General features: G+C 70.3%; 16 protein-coding genes. 11 read left to right on the forward strand and 5 right to left on the reverse strand.

Annotated features, from left to right (window positions below):
* The first annotated feature begins 15 nt into the window (after positions 1-15).
* Positions 16-894, forward strand: coding sequence for an acyl-CoA thioesterase II (locus ABZS61_RS25480; protein WP_356425630.1), 879 nt, complete (start codon positions 16-18; stop codon positions 892-894).
* A 16-nt stretch (positions 895-910) separates the two neighbouring features.
* Here the strand turns inward: ABZS61_RS25480 and ABZS61_RS25485 are convergent, their stop codons facing one another.
* A complete protein-coding gene (locus ABZS61_RS25485; RefSeq protein WP_356425633.1) occupies positions 911-1,141 on the reverse strand; it encodes a DUF6011 domain-containing protein in 231 nt (76 codons plus the stop codon).
* Positions 1,142-1,188: 47 nt separating this feature from the next.
* On the opposite strand from ABZS61_RS25485, the gene ABZS61_RS25490 reads away from it, so the two are divergent.
* On the forward strand, positions 1,189-1,881 hold the full coding sequence (locus ABZS61_RS25490) for a hypothetical protein (protein WP_356425636.1): 693 nt from the start codon (positions 1,189-1,191) through the stop codon (positions 1,879-1,881).
* A 6-nt stretch (positions 1,882-1,887) separates the two neighbouring features.
* On the opposite strand, the gene ABZS61_RS25495 is transcribed toward ABZS61_RS25490, so the two are convergent.
* Complete coding sequence (locus ABZS61_RS25495) at positions 1,888-3,702, reverse strand: glycoside hydrolase family 15 protein (protein WP_356425639.1); 1,815 nt, start codon at positions 3,700-3,702, stop codon at positions 1,888-1,890.
* An 87-nt stretch (positions 3,703-3,789) separates the two neighbouring features.
* Between ABZS61_RS25495 and ABZS61_RS25500 the strand changes: the two genes are divergently transcribed.
* The 3 genes from ABZS61_RS25500 (at position 3,790) to ABZS61_RS25510 (ending at position 7,753) form a co-directional block, all read left to right on the forward strand.
* The gene (locus tag ABZS61_RS25500; protein WP_356425642.1) at positions 3,790-4,743 is read left to right on the forward strand and encodes a DUF389 domain-containing protein; all 954 of its coding nucleotides are present in this window, start codon (positions 3,790-3,792) and stop codon (positions 4,741-4,743) included.
* A 115-nt stretch (positions 4,744-4,858) separates the two neighbouring features.
* Positions 4,859-6,289 (forward strand): DUF2252 domain-containing protein, encoded by a 1,431-nt coding sequence (locus ABZS61_RS25505; RefSeq protein WP_356425645.1) that lies wholly within the window; start codon positions 4,859-4,861, stop codon positions 6,287-6,289.
* A gap of 129 nt (positions 6,290-6,418) precedes the next feature.
* Positions 6,419-7,753: a chloride channel protein gene (locus tag ABZS61_RS25510; RefSeq protein ID WP_356425648.1), complete on the forward strand. Its 1,335-nt coding sequence runs from the start codon at positions 6,419-6,421 to the stop codon at positions 7,751-7,753.
* Here ABZS61_RS25510 and ABZS61_RS25515 read toward each other — a convergent pair.
* The gene (locus ABZS61_RS25515; protein WP_356425651.1) at positions 7,707-8,135 is read right to left on the reverse strand and encodes a hypothetical protein; all 429 of its coding nucleotides are present in this window, start codon (positions 8,133-8,135) and stop codon (positions 7,707-7,709) included. The two genes, ABZS61_RS25510 and ABZS61_RS25515, sit on opposite strands and share 47 nt — an antisense overlap.
* A 148-nt stretch (positions 8,136-8,283) precedes the next feature.
* Between ABZS61_RS25515 and ABZS61_RS25520 the strand changes: the two genes are divergently transcribed.
* Genes ABZS61_RS25520 through ABZS61_RS25530 form a run of 3 tightly spaced genes read left to right on the forward strand, consistent with a single transcriptional unit; the run spans position 8,284 to position 9,945 of the window.
* Positions 8,284-8,859 carry an XRE family transcriptional regulator gene (locus tag ABZS61_RS25520; protein ID WP_356425654.1) on the forward strand — a complete coding sequence of 192 codons (576 nt, stop codon included), beginning with the start codon at positions 8,284-8,286 and terminating at the stop codon, positions 8,857-8,859.
* A gap of 19 nt (positions 8,860-8,878) precedes the next feature.
* Positions 8,879-9,421 carry a GNAT family N-acetyltransferase gene (locus tag ABZS61_RS25525; protein ID WP_356425657.1) on the forward strand — a complete coding sequence of 181 codons (543 nt, stop codon included), beginning with the start codon at positions 8,879-8,881 and terminating at the stop codon, positions 9,419-9,421.
* A gap of 32 nt (positions 9,422-9,453) precedes the next feature.
* The gene (locus ABZS61_RS25530) at positions 9,454-9,945 is read left to right on the forward strand and encodes a glutathione peroxidase (RefSeq protein WP_356425660.1); all 492 of its coding nucleotides are present in this window, start codon (positions 9,454-9,456) and stop codon (positions 9,943-9,945) included.
* Between the two features lie 62 nt (positions 9,946-10,007).
* Here the strand turns inward: ABZS61_RS25530 and ABZS61_RS25535 are convergent, their stop codons facing one another.
* Positions 10,008-11,234: an acyl-CoA dehydrogenase family protein gene (locus ABZS61_RS25535; protein ID WP_356425663.1), complete on the reverse strand. Its 1,227-nt coding sequence runs from the start codon at positions 11,232-11,234 to the stop codon at positions 10,008-10,010.
* A gap of 177 nt (positions 11,235-11,411) precedes the next feature.
* On the opposite strand from ABZS61_RS25535, the gene ABZS61_RS25540 reads away from it, so the two are divergent.
* Positions 11,412-12,062, forward strand: a complete 651-nt coding sequence (locus ABZS61_RS25540; RefSeq protein ID WP_356425666.1) for a TetR family transcriptional regulator — start codon at positions 11,412-11,414, stop codon at positions 12,060-12,062.
* A 20-nt stretch (positions 12,063-12,082) separates the two neighbouring features.
* Here the strand turns inward: ABZS61_RS25540 and def are convergent, their stop codons facing one another.
* The gene (gene def / locus ABZS61_RS25545) at positions 12,083-12,628 is read right to left on the reverse strand and encodes a peptide deformylase (RefSeq protein WP_356425669.1); all 546 of its coding nucleotides are present in this window, start codon (positions 12,626-12,628) and stop codon (positions 12,083-12,085) included.
* A 114-nt stretch (positions 12,629-12,742) separates the two neighbouring features.
* On the opposite strand from def, the gene ABZS61_RS25550 reads away from it, so the two are divergent.
* Together ABZS61_RS25550 and ABZS61_RS25555 are read left to right on the forward strand one after the other, a co-directional pair.
* Positions 12,743-13,981 carry a MurT ligase domain-containing protein gene (locus tag ABZS61_RS25550; protein ID WP_356425672.1) on the forward strand — a complete coding sequence of 413 codons (1,239 nt, stop codon included), beginning with the start codon at positions 12,743-12,745 and terminating at the stop codon, positions 13,979-13,981.
* A gap of 34 nt (positions 13,982-14,015) precedes the next feature.
* The gene (locus tag ABZS61_RS25555) at positions 14,016-14,744 is read left to right on the forward strand and encodes a glutamine amidotransferase (protein WP_329213471.1); all 729 of its coding nucleotides are present in this window, start codon (positions 14,016-14,018) and stop codon (positions 14,742-14,744) included.
* The last annotated feature ends 123 nt before the right edge of the window (positions 14,745-14,867 follow it).

A 14,867-nucleotide genomic window follows, 5' to 3' on the forward strand; every position in this document is an offset into this window, starting at 1 on the left:
GTGGAGACGAACCGCATGACGACGAACCCCGCCGAGCGCCTGGTCGATCTTCTCGACCTGGAGCGGATCGAGGTCAACATCTTCCGTGGCCGCAGCCCCGACGAGTCCCTGCAACGGGTCTTCGGCGGTCAGGTCGCGGGACAGGCCCTGGTCGCGGCCGGCCGCACCACGGACGGGGACCGCCCCGTCCACTCGCTGCACGCCTACTTCCTGCGGCCCGGCCGCCCCGGCGTGCCGATCGTGTACGACGTCGAGCGGGTGAGGGACGGCAGGTCCTTCACCACCCGCCGGGTCACCGCCGTCCAGCAGGGACGGACGATCTTCAATCTGACGGCGTCCTTCCACCGTCCCGAGGAGGCGGGTTTCGAGCATCAGCTGCCGCCCGCCCGTACGGTGCCGGACCCCGACGACCTGCCGACGGTCGCCGACGAGGTGCGCGAGCACCTGGGCGGGCTGCCGGAGACGCTGGAGCGGATGGCGCGACGTCAGCCCTTCGACATCCGCTATGTCGACCGGTTGCGCTGGACGCAGGAGGAGATCAAGGACGCGGACCCGCGCAGCGCGGTGTGGATGCGCGCGGTGGGCCCGCTGGGCGACGACCCGCTCGTGCACACCTGTGCGCTGACGTATGCGAGCGACATGACCCTGCTGGACGCGGTCCGGATCCCGGTGGAGCCGCTGTGGGGTCCGCGGGGCTTCGACATGGCGTCGCTGGACCACGCCATGTGGTTCCACCGGCCGTTCCGGGCGGACGAGTGGTTCCTGTACGACCAGGAGTCGCCGATCGCCACGGGTGGCCGCGGACTCGCCAGGGGCCGTATCTACGACCGCCAGGGGCAGTTGCTGGTGTCGGTGGTGCAGGAGGGCCTGTTCCGCCGTCTGGACGGCGCGTAGCACCGCCCCCTGCCGGTCAGACTCCGGGCAGCGTGTCCTGCTCGACGTCGTGACGGCGGGTCCGGATGTCCGGGCCCGCCGGATGCAGTTTGGCGTCGCAGGAGGGGCCGAGTCCGGTGCGGCGCGAGTCCGCGCCGGTGAGGGGGCGCCCGCACAGGGCGCAGCGCACGGGGCGGCGGGCCTCGCGACGGCCGGCTTCCGGCTGCGGTCCTGGGAAGAGTTCGGGAAGGGGCTCGGGAGATTCCACGTACGGATCATCTCAAGCCGGTAGGACACATCACGAGGGGCACAGCGGTGAGCAGCGTACTGAGGATGGGGCCGACGGCCGGCGAGGAGGTGCAGGCGGCAGAGGGCGGTGCCCCTGCTCCGGTGCGGGATCTGGTGCTGTGCGCGGACGGCTCGGCGCCCGAGCGCGTGGCGGCCTACGTGGAGCGTGAGCTGCCGCCGGGCGGCATACCTGCCTACCGGGAAGCGCGGGGCGGCGGTGCGCGCTCGTTCGTGCTGTGGGCGGACGAGCACCGCCGGGAGCGGCTGGCCACCCTGGTGACCGAGTCGGCCGCAAACGGTGTCGCGACGTACCGGCTGGTCGGTGCGCACGGCGAGTTGATCGGCACGTTCGTGCGGGAGAAGGCGTGGCGTGGCAGGGGCCTGCGCACCCGGTGGACGGTGACTCCGGCGGGTGGGCCGGAGGCCGTGGGCTTCAAGGGCCGGATCCTCTGGTGGTACGTGTGGTGGCTGTTTCTGCCGCTGCAGACGCTGATCATCGTGCTGAGCCTGGTCGGCGGCGATGGTGACGCGGCCCGTGGCCCCCGTCGCATCGTGTGGCGTGCGGGCAGGCAGGCTCCGCTGGAGTTCAGGTCGCAGGACGACTCGGTGCGTCTGCACGCGCCGGGGTACGACTGGCGGCTGGGCGTCGCGCTGGTGGCACTCCTGCGGACGTTCGACAGCTGGCTGCTCGGCGCGGAGTGGGACGACAGGAGGAAGTGACGGGGGTCAGTCGCGCAGCCGGTCGAGTGCCTCGTCGAGGGTGCGGGCGGCGGTGATGAGGGAGAGGTGGGTGAACGCCTGGGGGAAGTTGCCCAGTTGCTCGCCGCTGGGGCCGATCTCCTCGGCGAACAGGCCGACGTGGTTGGCGTAGGTGAGCATCTTCTCGAAGGTGTAGCGGGCCATCCGCAGTCGCCCGGCGCGGGCCAGCGCGTCGACATAGAGGAACGTGCAGAGGCTGAACGTGCCCTCGGAGCCGCGCAGGCCGTCCGGGGAGGCGGCCGGGTCGTACCGGTAGACCAGGCTGTCGGAGACGAGGGTGTCGTTCATGGCGTCCAGCGTGGACAGCCAGCTGGGGTCCTTGGGTGCGAGGAAACCCACCCTGGGCATCAGGAGCAGCGAGGCGTCGAGGACGTCCCCCTCGTAGTGCTGGACGTACGCCTTTTCCTGCTCGCTCCATCCCCGTTCCATGACCTGTTCGAGGATGGAGTCCCTGGCCCGGGTCCACCGGACGGTGTCGGCCGGTCTGCTGAACGCCGTGGCGAGCTTCAGTCCGCGGTCGAACGCGGCCCAGCACATCACCCGGCTGTAGGTGAAGTCCTTGCGTCCGCCACGCGTTTCCCAGATGCCCTCGTCAGGGCGGTCCCAGGAGTCGGCGAGCCAGTCCAGGGTGCGGGAGACCTTCTTCCAGCCTCGGTAGCCCGCCTGGATGCCGACCTCGTGCCCCTCGGAGAGTGCGTAGAGGGCCTCGCCGTAGATGTCGAGCTGCAACTGGTCCGATGCGGCGTTGCCCAGGCGTACCGGATGGGAACCGCGGTAGCCCTCGAGGTGCCCGAGGATCTCCTCCGCCGGCAGGGGTTCGCCGTCGACGCGGTACATGGTCTGCAGTGCCTCGCCGTCGATGTCCCCGTCCCCCAGTCGGGCGCCCAGCCAGCGGGTGAAAGCGGTCGCTTCCTCGACGAATCCCAGGTCCAGCAGAGCCCGCACCGACAGGGACCCGTCCCTGACCCAGGTGTAGCGGTAGTCCCAGTTGCGTTCACCACCGATCTGCTCGGGCAGGCCCATCGTGGCGGCGGCGACCGGTGCGCCGGTGGGGGCGTAGGTGAGGAGCTTCAGGGTGATGGCGGAACGGTTGACCATATCCGACCAACGGCCCCGGTAACGGGAGGTGCGCAGCCAGTTCTGCCAGAACGCGACGACCTCCCAGAGCTGTTCGTCGGTTCCCTCGACGGTGGGCGGCGGCGGTGCGGGCCCGTCGACCGCGCAGACGGTGAAGACGGCGACCGCCGTCTCGCCCACGCCCAGTGTCACCGTTCCGCGCACATCGTGGCCGTCGCGCTCCAGGGGAAAGCCTGTCTGCAGATGCGCGCTGATCCCCGCAGACCTGAACACGGCCCCCTCCGGGCCGAGTTCGAGCTCATGGGGCGCACGCCCGTAGTCGAAGCGGGGCCTGCACTCCATCGAGAACCGTACGGTCCCCCGCACCGCGCGCACCTTCCGTACCAGTGTGTGCCGGTCGGTGGCACTCCCGGAGGCGATCGGTGCCATCCAGTCGAGCACCTCGCCGACTCCGTCGGGGGACATGAAGCGGGTGACCAGCACGGCGGTGTCCGGGTAGTAGAGCTGCTTGCAGGAGCTCTCCGGGCCGTCGGGCGACAGCCGGAAGCAGCCGCCCCGGTCGTGGTCGAGCAGCGCGGCGAAGACGCTGGGGGAATCGAACCGGGGGGCGGCCAGCCAGTTGACGACGCCTTGCGAGGAGATCAGGGCGCAGGTCTGCAGGTCGCCCACCAGACCGTGGGTGGCTATGGGAGGGTATCGGTCCATGACCGTCCAATCTCCGTCATGTCGCTATCTATGCCACTATCAGCCAAACGGCATCCGGCCGCCCGCCCTGCCTCGTGGAGGCACGGAATGGACATGATCCATGTCCGCGCGGTGAGCCCCCCGGACCGCACCGACCAGGTCGTGGAACTCCTCGCCGGTGACCCTTACGTCCTGAACCTGATCGTGCAGCGTGGCGCCGCGCGCCACCCCGACGGTGACGCCTTCGCCTGCGATGTGCTGACGGGGGCTGCGAACGAGGTGCTGCGGGGCCTGCGGGGACTCGAGATCGACGTGGACGGTTCCCTCGTCATCGAGCCGGTGGACATGGCGTTCTCGGGGCGGGCCTCGGAGAACGCGGCCCGCCGCCTCGGGGCCCTGGTCAACGCCCCGGTCTGGGCCCAGGTGGAGGCGCGCATCAGATCCGAGGGGAGGTATGCGCCGAGCTTCTACCTGTACCTGGTCATCGCGGGTCTCATCGGCTCGGTCGGCATCGTCACCAATTCCCAGATCCTGATCGTCGGGGCCATGGTCGTCGGCCCCGAGTACGGCGCGATCGTCGCCGTGGCGCTGGGCATCGACAGGCGCGACCGGACCATGATCCGCGCAGGGCTGGGCGCCCTGTTCACGGGCTTCCTGCTGACGATCGTGGTCACCTTCCTCTTCAGCCTCCTCATCCGCGGCTTCGGACTTCAGTCGGAGGCCTTCGACCTGGGGCTCCGGCCGGTCTCCGACCTGATCAACACCCCCAACTTCTTCTCCTTCGCCGTCGCCGCCCTCGCCGCTGTCGTCGGCATCGTCTCGCTCACGGAGGCCCGCGCGAGCGCCCTCCTCGGGGTGTTCATCTCGGTCACGACCATTCCGGCCGCCGCGGCCATCAGCGTGTCCACGGCCTTCGCCAGCTGGTCCGAGGCGCGGGGCTCCCTCATCCAGCTCCTGGTGAACATCGTGGTGCTCATCGTGGTGGGCGCGGGTGCGCTCCGGTGTCAGCGCGCGATCTGGCGCAGGGTGGGCCGCCGGGCGGGCAGGCCCGGACACGCCTGAGGCCGCACGGCGGCCCCCGCTGCCGGAACGCACCGAGCGGCCGGAATCCGTTCGGCCGGGGATGATGGAGGACAGGGCCGCCCGCACGGCCCCGCGCGCAGCCAGGAGGGCCGCCATGCCCCAGGAACGCACCTCGCCGCTCCGTGCCGTACCGGGCGCGACGCCGAAGGAACGGGCCGCGCTCGGCAAGGCAGCCCGCAAACGGGCTCCCCGGTCGAGCCACCAGGTGTACGAGCCACCTGCGGACCGGCGGGACCCGCTGACCCTCCTGGAGGCCCAGTCGGCGGCCAGGGTGCAGGAGCTCGTCCCGATCCGCTACGGGCGGATGACGGAGTCGCCCTTCCGCTTCTACCGGGGCGCCGCGGCCGTCATGGCCTCCGATCTGGCCGGAACGCCGCACTCGGGAATCAGGGCGCAGCTGTGCGGTGACGCCCATCTGCTGAACTTCAGGCTGCTGGCCTCCCCCGAGCGCCATCTGCTGTTCGACATCAATGACTTCGACGAGACCCTGCCGGGCCCCTGGGAGTGGGACGTCAAGCGGTTGGCGGCCAGCCTCGTCATCGCGGGGCGCGCCAACGGCTTCACGGACAAGGAGCGGGCGCACATCGTACGGGCCACCGTTCGGTCCTACCGGGAGTCGATGATCCGGTTCGCGGGCATGCGCAATCTCGATGTCTGGTACACGCAGATCGACGAGGGCCGCCTCAAGGCCGTGGCCGCCGACCGACTGGCCTCCCGGGGCCGCGAGCGTGTGGCCAGAGCGACGGCGAAGGCCCGCACCCGGGACAGCCTCCATGCGTTCGACAAGCTCACCGAGGTAGCCGGCGGGCGGCTCCGGTTCGCCGCGGATCCGCCCCTGATCGTGCCGGCCACGGACTTGCTGGCCGAGGCGGAACGCAACGCGACGGAGAAGCAGTTCCGGACGCTTCTCCGGCGCTACGGCCGCAGCCTCCCTTCGGACCGGCGGTCCCTGCTCGCCGACTTCCGGCCCGTGGACATGGCCCGAAAGGTCGTGGGCGTGGGAAGCGTCGGGACGCGCTGCTGGATCATCCTCCTGCTGGGCAGGGACGGCGGGGATCCGCTCATCCTCCAGGCCAAGGAGGCCGACTCCTCGGTGCTCGCACCGCACGCCGGGGCGAGCAGGTATCGGAATCAGGGCGAGCGGGTGGTGGCCGGCCAGCGCCTGATGCAGGCTGCCGGCGACATCTTCCTGGGCTGGGAGCGGGCGGAGGGGTTCGACGGGAAGCGCAGGGACTTCTACGTACGCCAGTTGCGCGACTGGAAGGGCATCGCCGAACCGGAACTGATGGTGCCGCGTGGAATGGCCGCCTTCGGCGAGGTGTGCGGGATGACGCTCGCCCGTGCGCACGCGCGGTCCGGTGACCGTATCGCCATCGCGGCCTACCTCGGCCGCGGCGACGTGTTCGACCGGGCGCTGCAGACGTTCGCCGAGCGGTACGCCGACCAGAACGAGCGGGACCACCGGGCTCTGGTCGATGCGGTGGCCACGGGCCGTCTCCCCTCGGCCGGGGCGGGCGCGACGTAGCAGGACCTGGATTCATCACACCTCAACAGCGGGTACATCACGGCCATAGCGGGACATCGTGGTATCACGTGGGGAGCCCGGCGGTGCAGGACGAGCCGGCCGGGACCCCAAACCGAGGAGACCATGACCATGTCGGCCGAACCGGTCGGAGCGCCCGGCACGGAGTCCCCGGATCCGCGCGCGGTGATCCGCACCCGGAGTTACGCAGTGCTGCTGGTCATGGTGGCGATCCTCGGAGTCCCCATCTCCGCCGCGGCGTTCGGCTTTCTCGCCCTCGTCCACGAGCTCCAGAACCTGACCTACAAGGACCTGCCCCACGCGCTGGGCTTCGACGGCACGCCGACGTGGTGGCCGGTCCCGTTGCTCGCCGTCGCGGGCCTGCTGACGGGGCTGACCATCCGCTACCTCCCGGGAACGGGAGGCCACAAGCCCGCCGAGGGGATGGTGAACACGGGGGCACCCACGGCCGCGGAGCTTCCGGGGGTCGCGCTCGCCGCCGTCGCGTCCCTCTCCCTCGGCGCGGTCCTGGGGCCTGAGGCTCCGCTCATCGCCATCGGCGGCGGGCTGGCCGTGTACGCGGTGCGCCTGCTCAAACCCGGCATCGAGCCGAGCGCGAGCGCCCTGGTGGCGGCCGCGGGCAGTTTCGCCGCCATCAGCGCCCTCCTCGGGTCCCCGCTCATCGGCGCGTTCCTCCTCATGGAGGCGTCCGGCCTCGCCGGGATGATGCTCGGCCTCGTGCTGGTACCGGGGCTGCTCGCCTCGGGCATCGGCTCACTCATCTTCATCGGCCTGGGGTCGTGGACCGGGCTCGGGACGTACTCCCTCACCCTCCCGCACGTGCCTCACACACCCACGCCCACCGTCGCCGAGTTCGGCTGGGCCATCGCACTCGGAGTCGCCGCGGCCTTCGCGGGCACGGGCATCCGAAGGCTCTCCCTGGTTCTGCAGGAGTGGGTCGAACCGCGGAGGGTGGCCGCCACCGTGGGGATGGGCGTGGCAGTCGGTGTACTCGCGCTCCTGTACGCCGAGAGCACGGGAGGGGACGCGTCCGAGGTGCTGTACTCGGGCCAGAACGCCCTCGGCGGTCTGCTCACCGAGGACGCCAAGTATTCGGTCGGAACGCTCCTGGTACTGATCACCTGCAAGGCGCTCGCGTATTCCTTGTCGTTGAGCAGCTTCAGAGGTGGTCCGATCTTCCCGTCGATGTTCCTGGGGGCGGCAGGCGGGCTGGCGCTGTCACACCTGCCCGGCCTGAACGCCACCTCGGGTTTCGCGATGGGAATCGGGGCGATGTGCGTGGCGATGCTCAAGCTGCCGATGACATCGGTACTGCTCGCCACGCTGCTCCTGGGATCCGAGGGCATCACCGTCATGCCTCTCGTGATCGTCTCCGTCGTCGTCTCCTACGTCGTCGTGCTCAGGCTCGAGCCTCCCGCTGCGGCCACGCACACAGCGCCCAGATGATGAAGATGTTGATGGCGATGAGCACGATCGACCAGAACGGGTAGTAGGGCAGCCACAGGAAGTTGGCCAGCGCACCCAGGCCCGCGAGCAGGATTCCGACCATGCGCGCCCACATCGCCCCGCTGAACAAGGCGAGCCCGGCGAGGAGGATGACGATGCCCAGGATGAGATGGATCCACCCCCAGCCGGTCAGGCTGAGCGTGAACGCGTAGTTGCGTGTGGAGACGAACAGGTCGTCCTTGGCTATGGCGGAGATGCCCTCGAAGATGGCCATGGCACCGCCGAACACCATCAGTACCGCCGCGAAGAGGGTCCAGCCGTGCGCTCCTTGCGAGCCCGCGGTGTCGTGGTCCGTTCGCGCCCCACTTCTGCTTCCAGCCATGTCGGTCTCCTAGGTTCCACAGCCGATGCACGGCGCAGGGCGCGCCACACATATGGCTTATGTCGCATTTATCAGACTGGCACACCATCACCCGATCGGCACGTAGGCCCTCTGACACATGTCTCTGTTCAGAGATACAATCCCGCATATGAGAGAACAGGGCGCATCGGAGTCAGTCGACGCCCGGCTCGCGACCCGGCTGGGCCTGCTCCGTACCGAACGCGGCTGGTCGCTGGACGAACTGTCACGCCGCGCGGGGGTGAGCCGCTCGACGCTGTCGCGGCTGGAGCGCGGCGAGCTGAGTCCCACCACTGCCGTGCTCGGACAGCTGTGCACCGTGTACGAGCGGACCATGTCGCGCCTGCTGATGGAAGTGGAGGCGGAGCCGCCAGGGCTCGTGCCCGCCGCACAGCAGCCGGTGTGGCGGGACGAGCGGGCCGGATTCGTACGCCGTTCCGTGTCGCCGCCGCACGCCGGCCTGCGCGCCGAGGTCATCGAGGGCACGCTCGCCGCAGGCTCCGTCGTCACGTACGAGAATCCGCCGGTGCCCGGCGTGGAGCAGCACATCTGGGTGTTCGAGGGCACGGTCGAGATCACCGTCGACTCCACGGCGCACACCGTCGGCCCCGGAGACTGCCTGCGCTTCCGGCTGCACGGGCCCTCTCAATTCCACTGCCCCGGCCCCGACCGGGTCCGCTATGCCCTGATGATCGTCCTGCCGTGAATGTGAAAGGACTTGCCGTATGACCGAGATCGTCTCCGTGTCCGGCCCCGAACTGGTCACGTACGCCGACGAGTTGGCTGCCCTACTGGTCGAGACCGTGGACGGCGGATCCTCGGTGGGCTTCCTGGCACCGCTGGACCGAGGGGCCGCCGCCACCTGGTGGCGGGAGCGAGCGGCCTCCGTCGAGACGGGCCGCCATCAGGTGTGGATCGCCCGTGACGGGGAACGGGTGGCCGGCACGATCGGTCTGGTCAGGCCCGCGCTGCCCAATGCCGGGCACCGCGCGGAGGTCGCCAAGCTGATGGTGCGGCCCTCCTCCCGCGGCCGAGGGGTGGGCCGCGCCCTGCTCGCGGCGGCCGAGCGGTCGGCCGCCGCCGAGGGGCTCTCCCTGCTGATCCTCGACACGGAGACCGGCAGTCCCGCCGAACAGCTCTACCGCTCGGCGGGCTGGACGGAGTGCGGGTCGGTTCCCCGGTATGCGCAGGACCCCGCCGGCACCCTGCGGGCGACCACCTTCTACTACAAGGCGGTCGGCCCCGCGAATCCCCTGGCGTCACAATGAACAGCGACGTCACGCTATCGAGGAGATATCCCATGACCCTGCACGACATCCCGCTGAACACCCTCACCGGCGAGCCGACCACGTTGGGGGCCTACGAGGGCTCCGCGGTCCTGCTGGTGAACGTCGCTTCGAAGTGCGGGCTGACCCCGCAGTACGCCGGTCTGGAGCGGCTCCAGAAGGAGTACGGCGACCGCGGATTCACCGTCCTCGGCGTGCCCTGCAACCAGTTCGCGGGCCAGGAGCCGGGCACCGCGGAGGAGATCCAGACGTTCTGCTCCACGACGTACGGGGTGAGCTTCCCGCTCCTGTCGAAGATCGACGTCAACGGCGAGGACCGGCACCCGCTCTACACGGAGCTCACGAAGCTCGCGGACGCCGAGGGCGCGGCCGGTGACGTCCAGTGGAACTTCGAGAAGTTCCTGATCTCCCCGGCCGGCGAGCCGGTCGCCCGGATCCGCCCCCGTACCGAGCCGGACGCGCCCGAGGTCATCGCGGCGATCGAGGCGAACCTGCCGCAGAAGTAGAACGGCTCGCGGGGCCGGACCGATCTCCCGGTCCGGCCCCGCGGTACGTCCGACGAGTGACGCTAGCGGATCGGCATCCCCGACAGGGTGCGGGCGATCACCAGGCGCTGGATCTCGCTCGTGCCCTCGAAGATGGTGTAGATCGCGGCGTCACGGTGCATGCGCTCCACCGGGTACTCACGGGTGTAGCCGTTGCCGCCGAGGATCTGGACGGCCTGGGCGGTCACCGACTTCGCCGTCTCGCTCGCGAGGAGCTTCGACATCGAGCCCTCGGCCGAGGTGAACGGCTTGCCGGCGCTCGCCATCCAGGAGGCGCGCCAGACCAGCAGCCGGGCCGCGTCGATCTGCGTGCGCATGTCGGCCAGCTGGAAGGCGACGCCCTGGTTGTCGATGATGGGGCGGCCGAACTGGGTCCGGGTCTTCGCGTAGTCGAGGGCGACCTCGTACGCGGCGCGGGCGGTGCCGACCGCCATGGCGCCAACGGCCGGCCGGGACGCCTCGAAGGTGGCCATCGCCGCGTTCTTGACGCGCTCCCCGCCGGACTTGGCACGCTCGCGCGCCCGGGCGAGGCGCTCGTCGAGCTTCTCCTTGCCGCCGAGCAGGCAGTGCCCGGGGACACGGGCGTCCTCGAGGACCACTTCGGCGGTGTGCGAGGCGCGGATGCCGTGCTTCTTGAACTTCTGCCCCTGGGAGAGGCCCGGGGTGGCGGGCGGGACGATGAACGAGGCATGGCCCTTCGAGCCCAGCTCCGGGTCGACGACCGCGACGACGACGTGGACGTTGGCGATACCGCCGTTGGTCGCCCAGGTCTTGGTGCCGTTGAGGATCCACTCGTCCTTGGCCTCGTCGTACACCGCGCGGGTACGCATCGAACCGACGTCGGAGCCGGCGTCCGGCTCGGAGGAGCAGAAGGCGGCGACCTTCACATCGTTCGCGTCGCCGTACATCTGCGGGATCCAGGTGCCGATCTGCTCCTCGGTGCCGTTGGCGAGGACGCCGACGGCCGCCAGGCCCGTACCGACGATCGACAGGGCGATGCCCGCGTCACCCCAGAAGAGCTCCTCCATAGCCACGGGGATGCCCAGACCCGTAGGGTCGAAGAACTGCTGGGCGTAGAAGTCGAGGGAGTAGATGCCTACCTTGGCCGCCTCCTGGATGACGGGCCAGGGCGTTTCCTCACGCTCGTCCCACTCCGAAGCGGCCGGGCGGATCACATCCGCGGCGAAGCCATGCAGCCAGTCACGGACCTGCTTCTGGTCGTCGTTGAGATCGAGCGTGAACTCGGCCATGTTCCCTCCATGCACTTCCGTAAACAACATGCGTTACTCGCGGTAACAACAGTCTGTTACCAGCAAGTAGGCACTGTCAACCGCCCACACGCGGATCCGCGCCCGTCAGGCCATGGTGTTACGTTGCCCGGACGTCAAGAGATCGCATGACAGCTGGCCGGGGCGGGGAGATACGACATGGAGACCACACGAGGAGCCGAGCGCCAGCGGACGGCGGCCGAGCGCCGCCGCCGGGAGCTGCTCGAAGCGGCGGACCGAGTGGTGCTCAGGGACGGGCCGAAGGCGTCGATGAACGCGATCGCCGCGGAGGCCGGGATCACCAAGCCCATCCTCTACCGGCACTTCGGCGACAAGGGCGGCCTCTACCGCGCGCTCGGCAAGCGCCACACGGACGCACTGCTGAGCGCCCTGCGGACCGCGCTCGACGCCCCCTCCGAGCGGCGCGAGCGGGTCGAGGCGACCCTGGACACCTATCTCGCGGCGATCGAGGCCCGACCCCAGGTCTACCGCTTCCTGATGCACCCGTCCGACGACGCGGCACCCTCTCCCGAACAGGGCTTCGACGTGGGCCGGCACTCCGCCCCCCTGCTGCGTCGCCTCGGCGAGGAGCTCGGCAAGGTGATCGCCGAACGGGTCGACCTCGGCCCGGACAGCGAACTGATGGCCCGCATCTGGGGCCACGGCATCGTCGGCATGATGCATGCGGCCGGCGACTGGTGGCTCGGCGACCGCCCCTGCTCGCGCGAACAACTGGTAAGCAGCCTCGCCGACCTGCTCTGGGGCAGGCTGGCCGAGGCCGGTGACCTGCCGGGCGGCCAGGGCTTCTGAACCGCCTTCCTCCCGAGGAGTCAGCCGGTTCGCCCCCACGGCGCCCGCCGGGCCGCGCGCAGCGTCCGGGCGCGGCGCAGCCCCGTCAGCCGGTCGGTGTAGACCCGGCCGTCCAGGTGGTCGCACTCGTGCTGGAGGCAGCGGGCGAACCAACCGGTACCGGTGACCCGCACCGGCTCGCCCGTCATGGACCTGCCCTCGACCACCGCATGGTCGAAGCGCTGGGTGCCTGCTTCGAGGCCGGGAAGTGAAAGGCACCCCTCCGGCCCGCGTACGGTGATCCCGTCCGCCTCGACGAGTACCGGATTGACGAGATGTCCCAGATGCCGGACTTCCTCGTCGTCCGGGCAGTCGTAGACGAACACCTTCAACGGGACGCCGATCTGGTTCGCGGCGAGCCCGACCCCCTGTGCCGCGTACATGGTGGCGAACATGTCCTCGACCAGCCGGGCGAGCGAGGGCCCGAAGTCGGTGACTTCCTCGCACGGACTGTGGAGCACCGGGTCGCCGAGCAGGCTCAGGGCGCGAACGAGTCCGGAACTGCCGGGGATCGGGCGGTTTCGCATGGGGAGAAGCGTACGTTCCACGTGACCTCCACGTTCCCCGTGGTGCCGAGGTGCGGTCGACGCGCCGGACATCGATAGGCTGGGCGCGGACTGATGCAAGGAGGATCTAGGACGATGGCAGGCAACACGGAGCCGTTGTCGCCGCGGGCCAAGCTCGCCGTGACGGCGGGCAAGGCCGCGGCGGCGGTGTCGCGCGCTGCGGGGCGCGGCAGCGGATCGGTGATCGGCGGCCGGGTGGCGCTCAAGCTCGACCCCGACCTGCTGGGGCGGCTGGCGCAGCACTTGGACGTGATCCTCGTGTCCGCGACGAACGGCAAGACGACCACCACCCGGCTGATCGCCGAGGCGCTGCGGGCCGCTGGGCCCGTCGTGTCGAACGCGCTCGGCGCCAACATGCCCGCGGGAATCACCTCCGCGCTGGCCGGCGGATCCGACGCGAAGTACGGCGTGATCGAGGTCGACGAGAAGTATCTCGCCGGCGTCGCACGCGACACGACGCCGAAGGTGATCGCGCTGCTCAACCTCTCCCGCGACCAGCTGGACCGCGCGGCGGAGACCCGGATGATGGCGGAGCAGTGGCGGGAGGGCCTGTCGGGCTCCAAGGCCGTGATCGTGGCCAACGCGGACGACCCCCTGATCGTCTGGGCGGCGTCCTCCTCCCCCAACGTGGTGTGGGTCGCGGCCGGACAGGCGTGGAAGGACGACGCCTGGTCCTGCCCGTCCTGCGGCGGTGTGATGCAGCGCCCCGGCGACGACTGGTTCTGCGGCGGGTGCGGCTTCCGCCGCCCCGCCCCCAGCTGGGCGCTCAACGGCGACTACGTCCTGGACCCGCACGGCTCCGCGTGGCCGATCCACCTTCAGCTGCCGGGCCGGGCCAACAAGGCGAACGCCACCAGTTCCGCGGCGGTCGCCGCGGTCTTCGGTGTGCCGCCGCAGGTCGCCCTGGAGCGGATGTACCAGGTACAGGCCGTCGCGGGCCGCTACGACGTCGTCACCTTCCTCGGCCGGGAGCTGCGGCTCCTGCTGGCGAAGAACCCGGCGGGCTGGCTCGAGACGTTCTCCCTGATCGACCCCCCGCCCACCCCGGTGATCCTCTCCGTGAACGCCCGAGGCGCGGACGGTACGGACACCTCCTGGCTGTGGGACGTCGACTACACCCAGCTGTACGGTCACCCGATCTTCGTGCTCGGTGACCGCAAGCTGGACCTCGCGGTGCGGCTCGAGGTCGCCGGACTGGACTTCCGCGTCTGCGAGACCCTGGACGAGGCCGTCCAGATGGCTCCGCCCGGCCGCATCGAGGTCATCGCCAACTACACCGCCTTCCAGGATCTGCGCCGTCGTGTCGGCAACTGACCGCGGCCCGGGCCACCCCCGGAGAGGACGAAGCATGAGCAACAACGGCCTGCGGCTGGTGTGGGTCTACCCCGACCTCCTCAGCACCTACGGCGATCAGGGCAATGCTCTCGTGGTGGAGCGCCGGGCACGCCAGCGCGGTCTCGACGTGTCGCGTGTCGACGTGCGCAGCGACCAGCCCATCCCCACCTCGGGCGACATCTACCTGATCGGTGGCGGTGAGGACCGTCCTCAGCGTCTTGCCGCGGAGCGGCTGCGCCGCGACGGCGGGCTGAGCAGGGCCGCGTCCAACGGCGCGATCATCTTCTCGGTCTGCGCGGGCTACCAGATCCTCGGTCACGAGTTCATCAACGACCTCGGCGAGCGGGAGCCCGGGCTCGGGCTGCTCGATGTGGTCTCCACGCGCGGCGAGGGCGCCCGGTGTGTCGGCGACGTGCTCGGTGACATCGATCCGAACCTGGGGCTCCCGCCGCTGACCGGATTCGAGAACCACCAGGGCATCACCCACCTCGGCCCCACGGCCCGGCCTTTCGCCCGCACCCGGATCGGGCGGGGCAACGGCACGGGCGACGGCACCGAGGGCGCGTACAACGACACGGTCTTCGGCACGTACATGCACGGCCCCGTGCTGGCACGCAATCCGCTGATCGCGGACCACCTGCTGAAGCTGGCCCTCGATGTGAACGCGCTGCCGCCGTGCGACGACCGCTGGTACGAGGCGCTCCGCTCCGAGCGGATCGCCGCGGCGACGCAGCCTGCCTGACTCCTGCCGGCCGTCACGGTCTCCCCTACGGGCACGCCCTGTTGTCGGGCTGCCCGTGGCTGTGGAGTTTCGTGTACGGCCGGTGGACGTCCAGCAGGCGGACGGTGGGTTCGGTCCGGCCAC

Source organism: Streptomyces sp. NPDC005566 (assembly GCF_040605575.1).
Classification (GTDB): Bacteria; Actinomycetota; Actinomycetes; order Streptomycetales; family Streptomycetaceae; genus Streptomyces.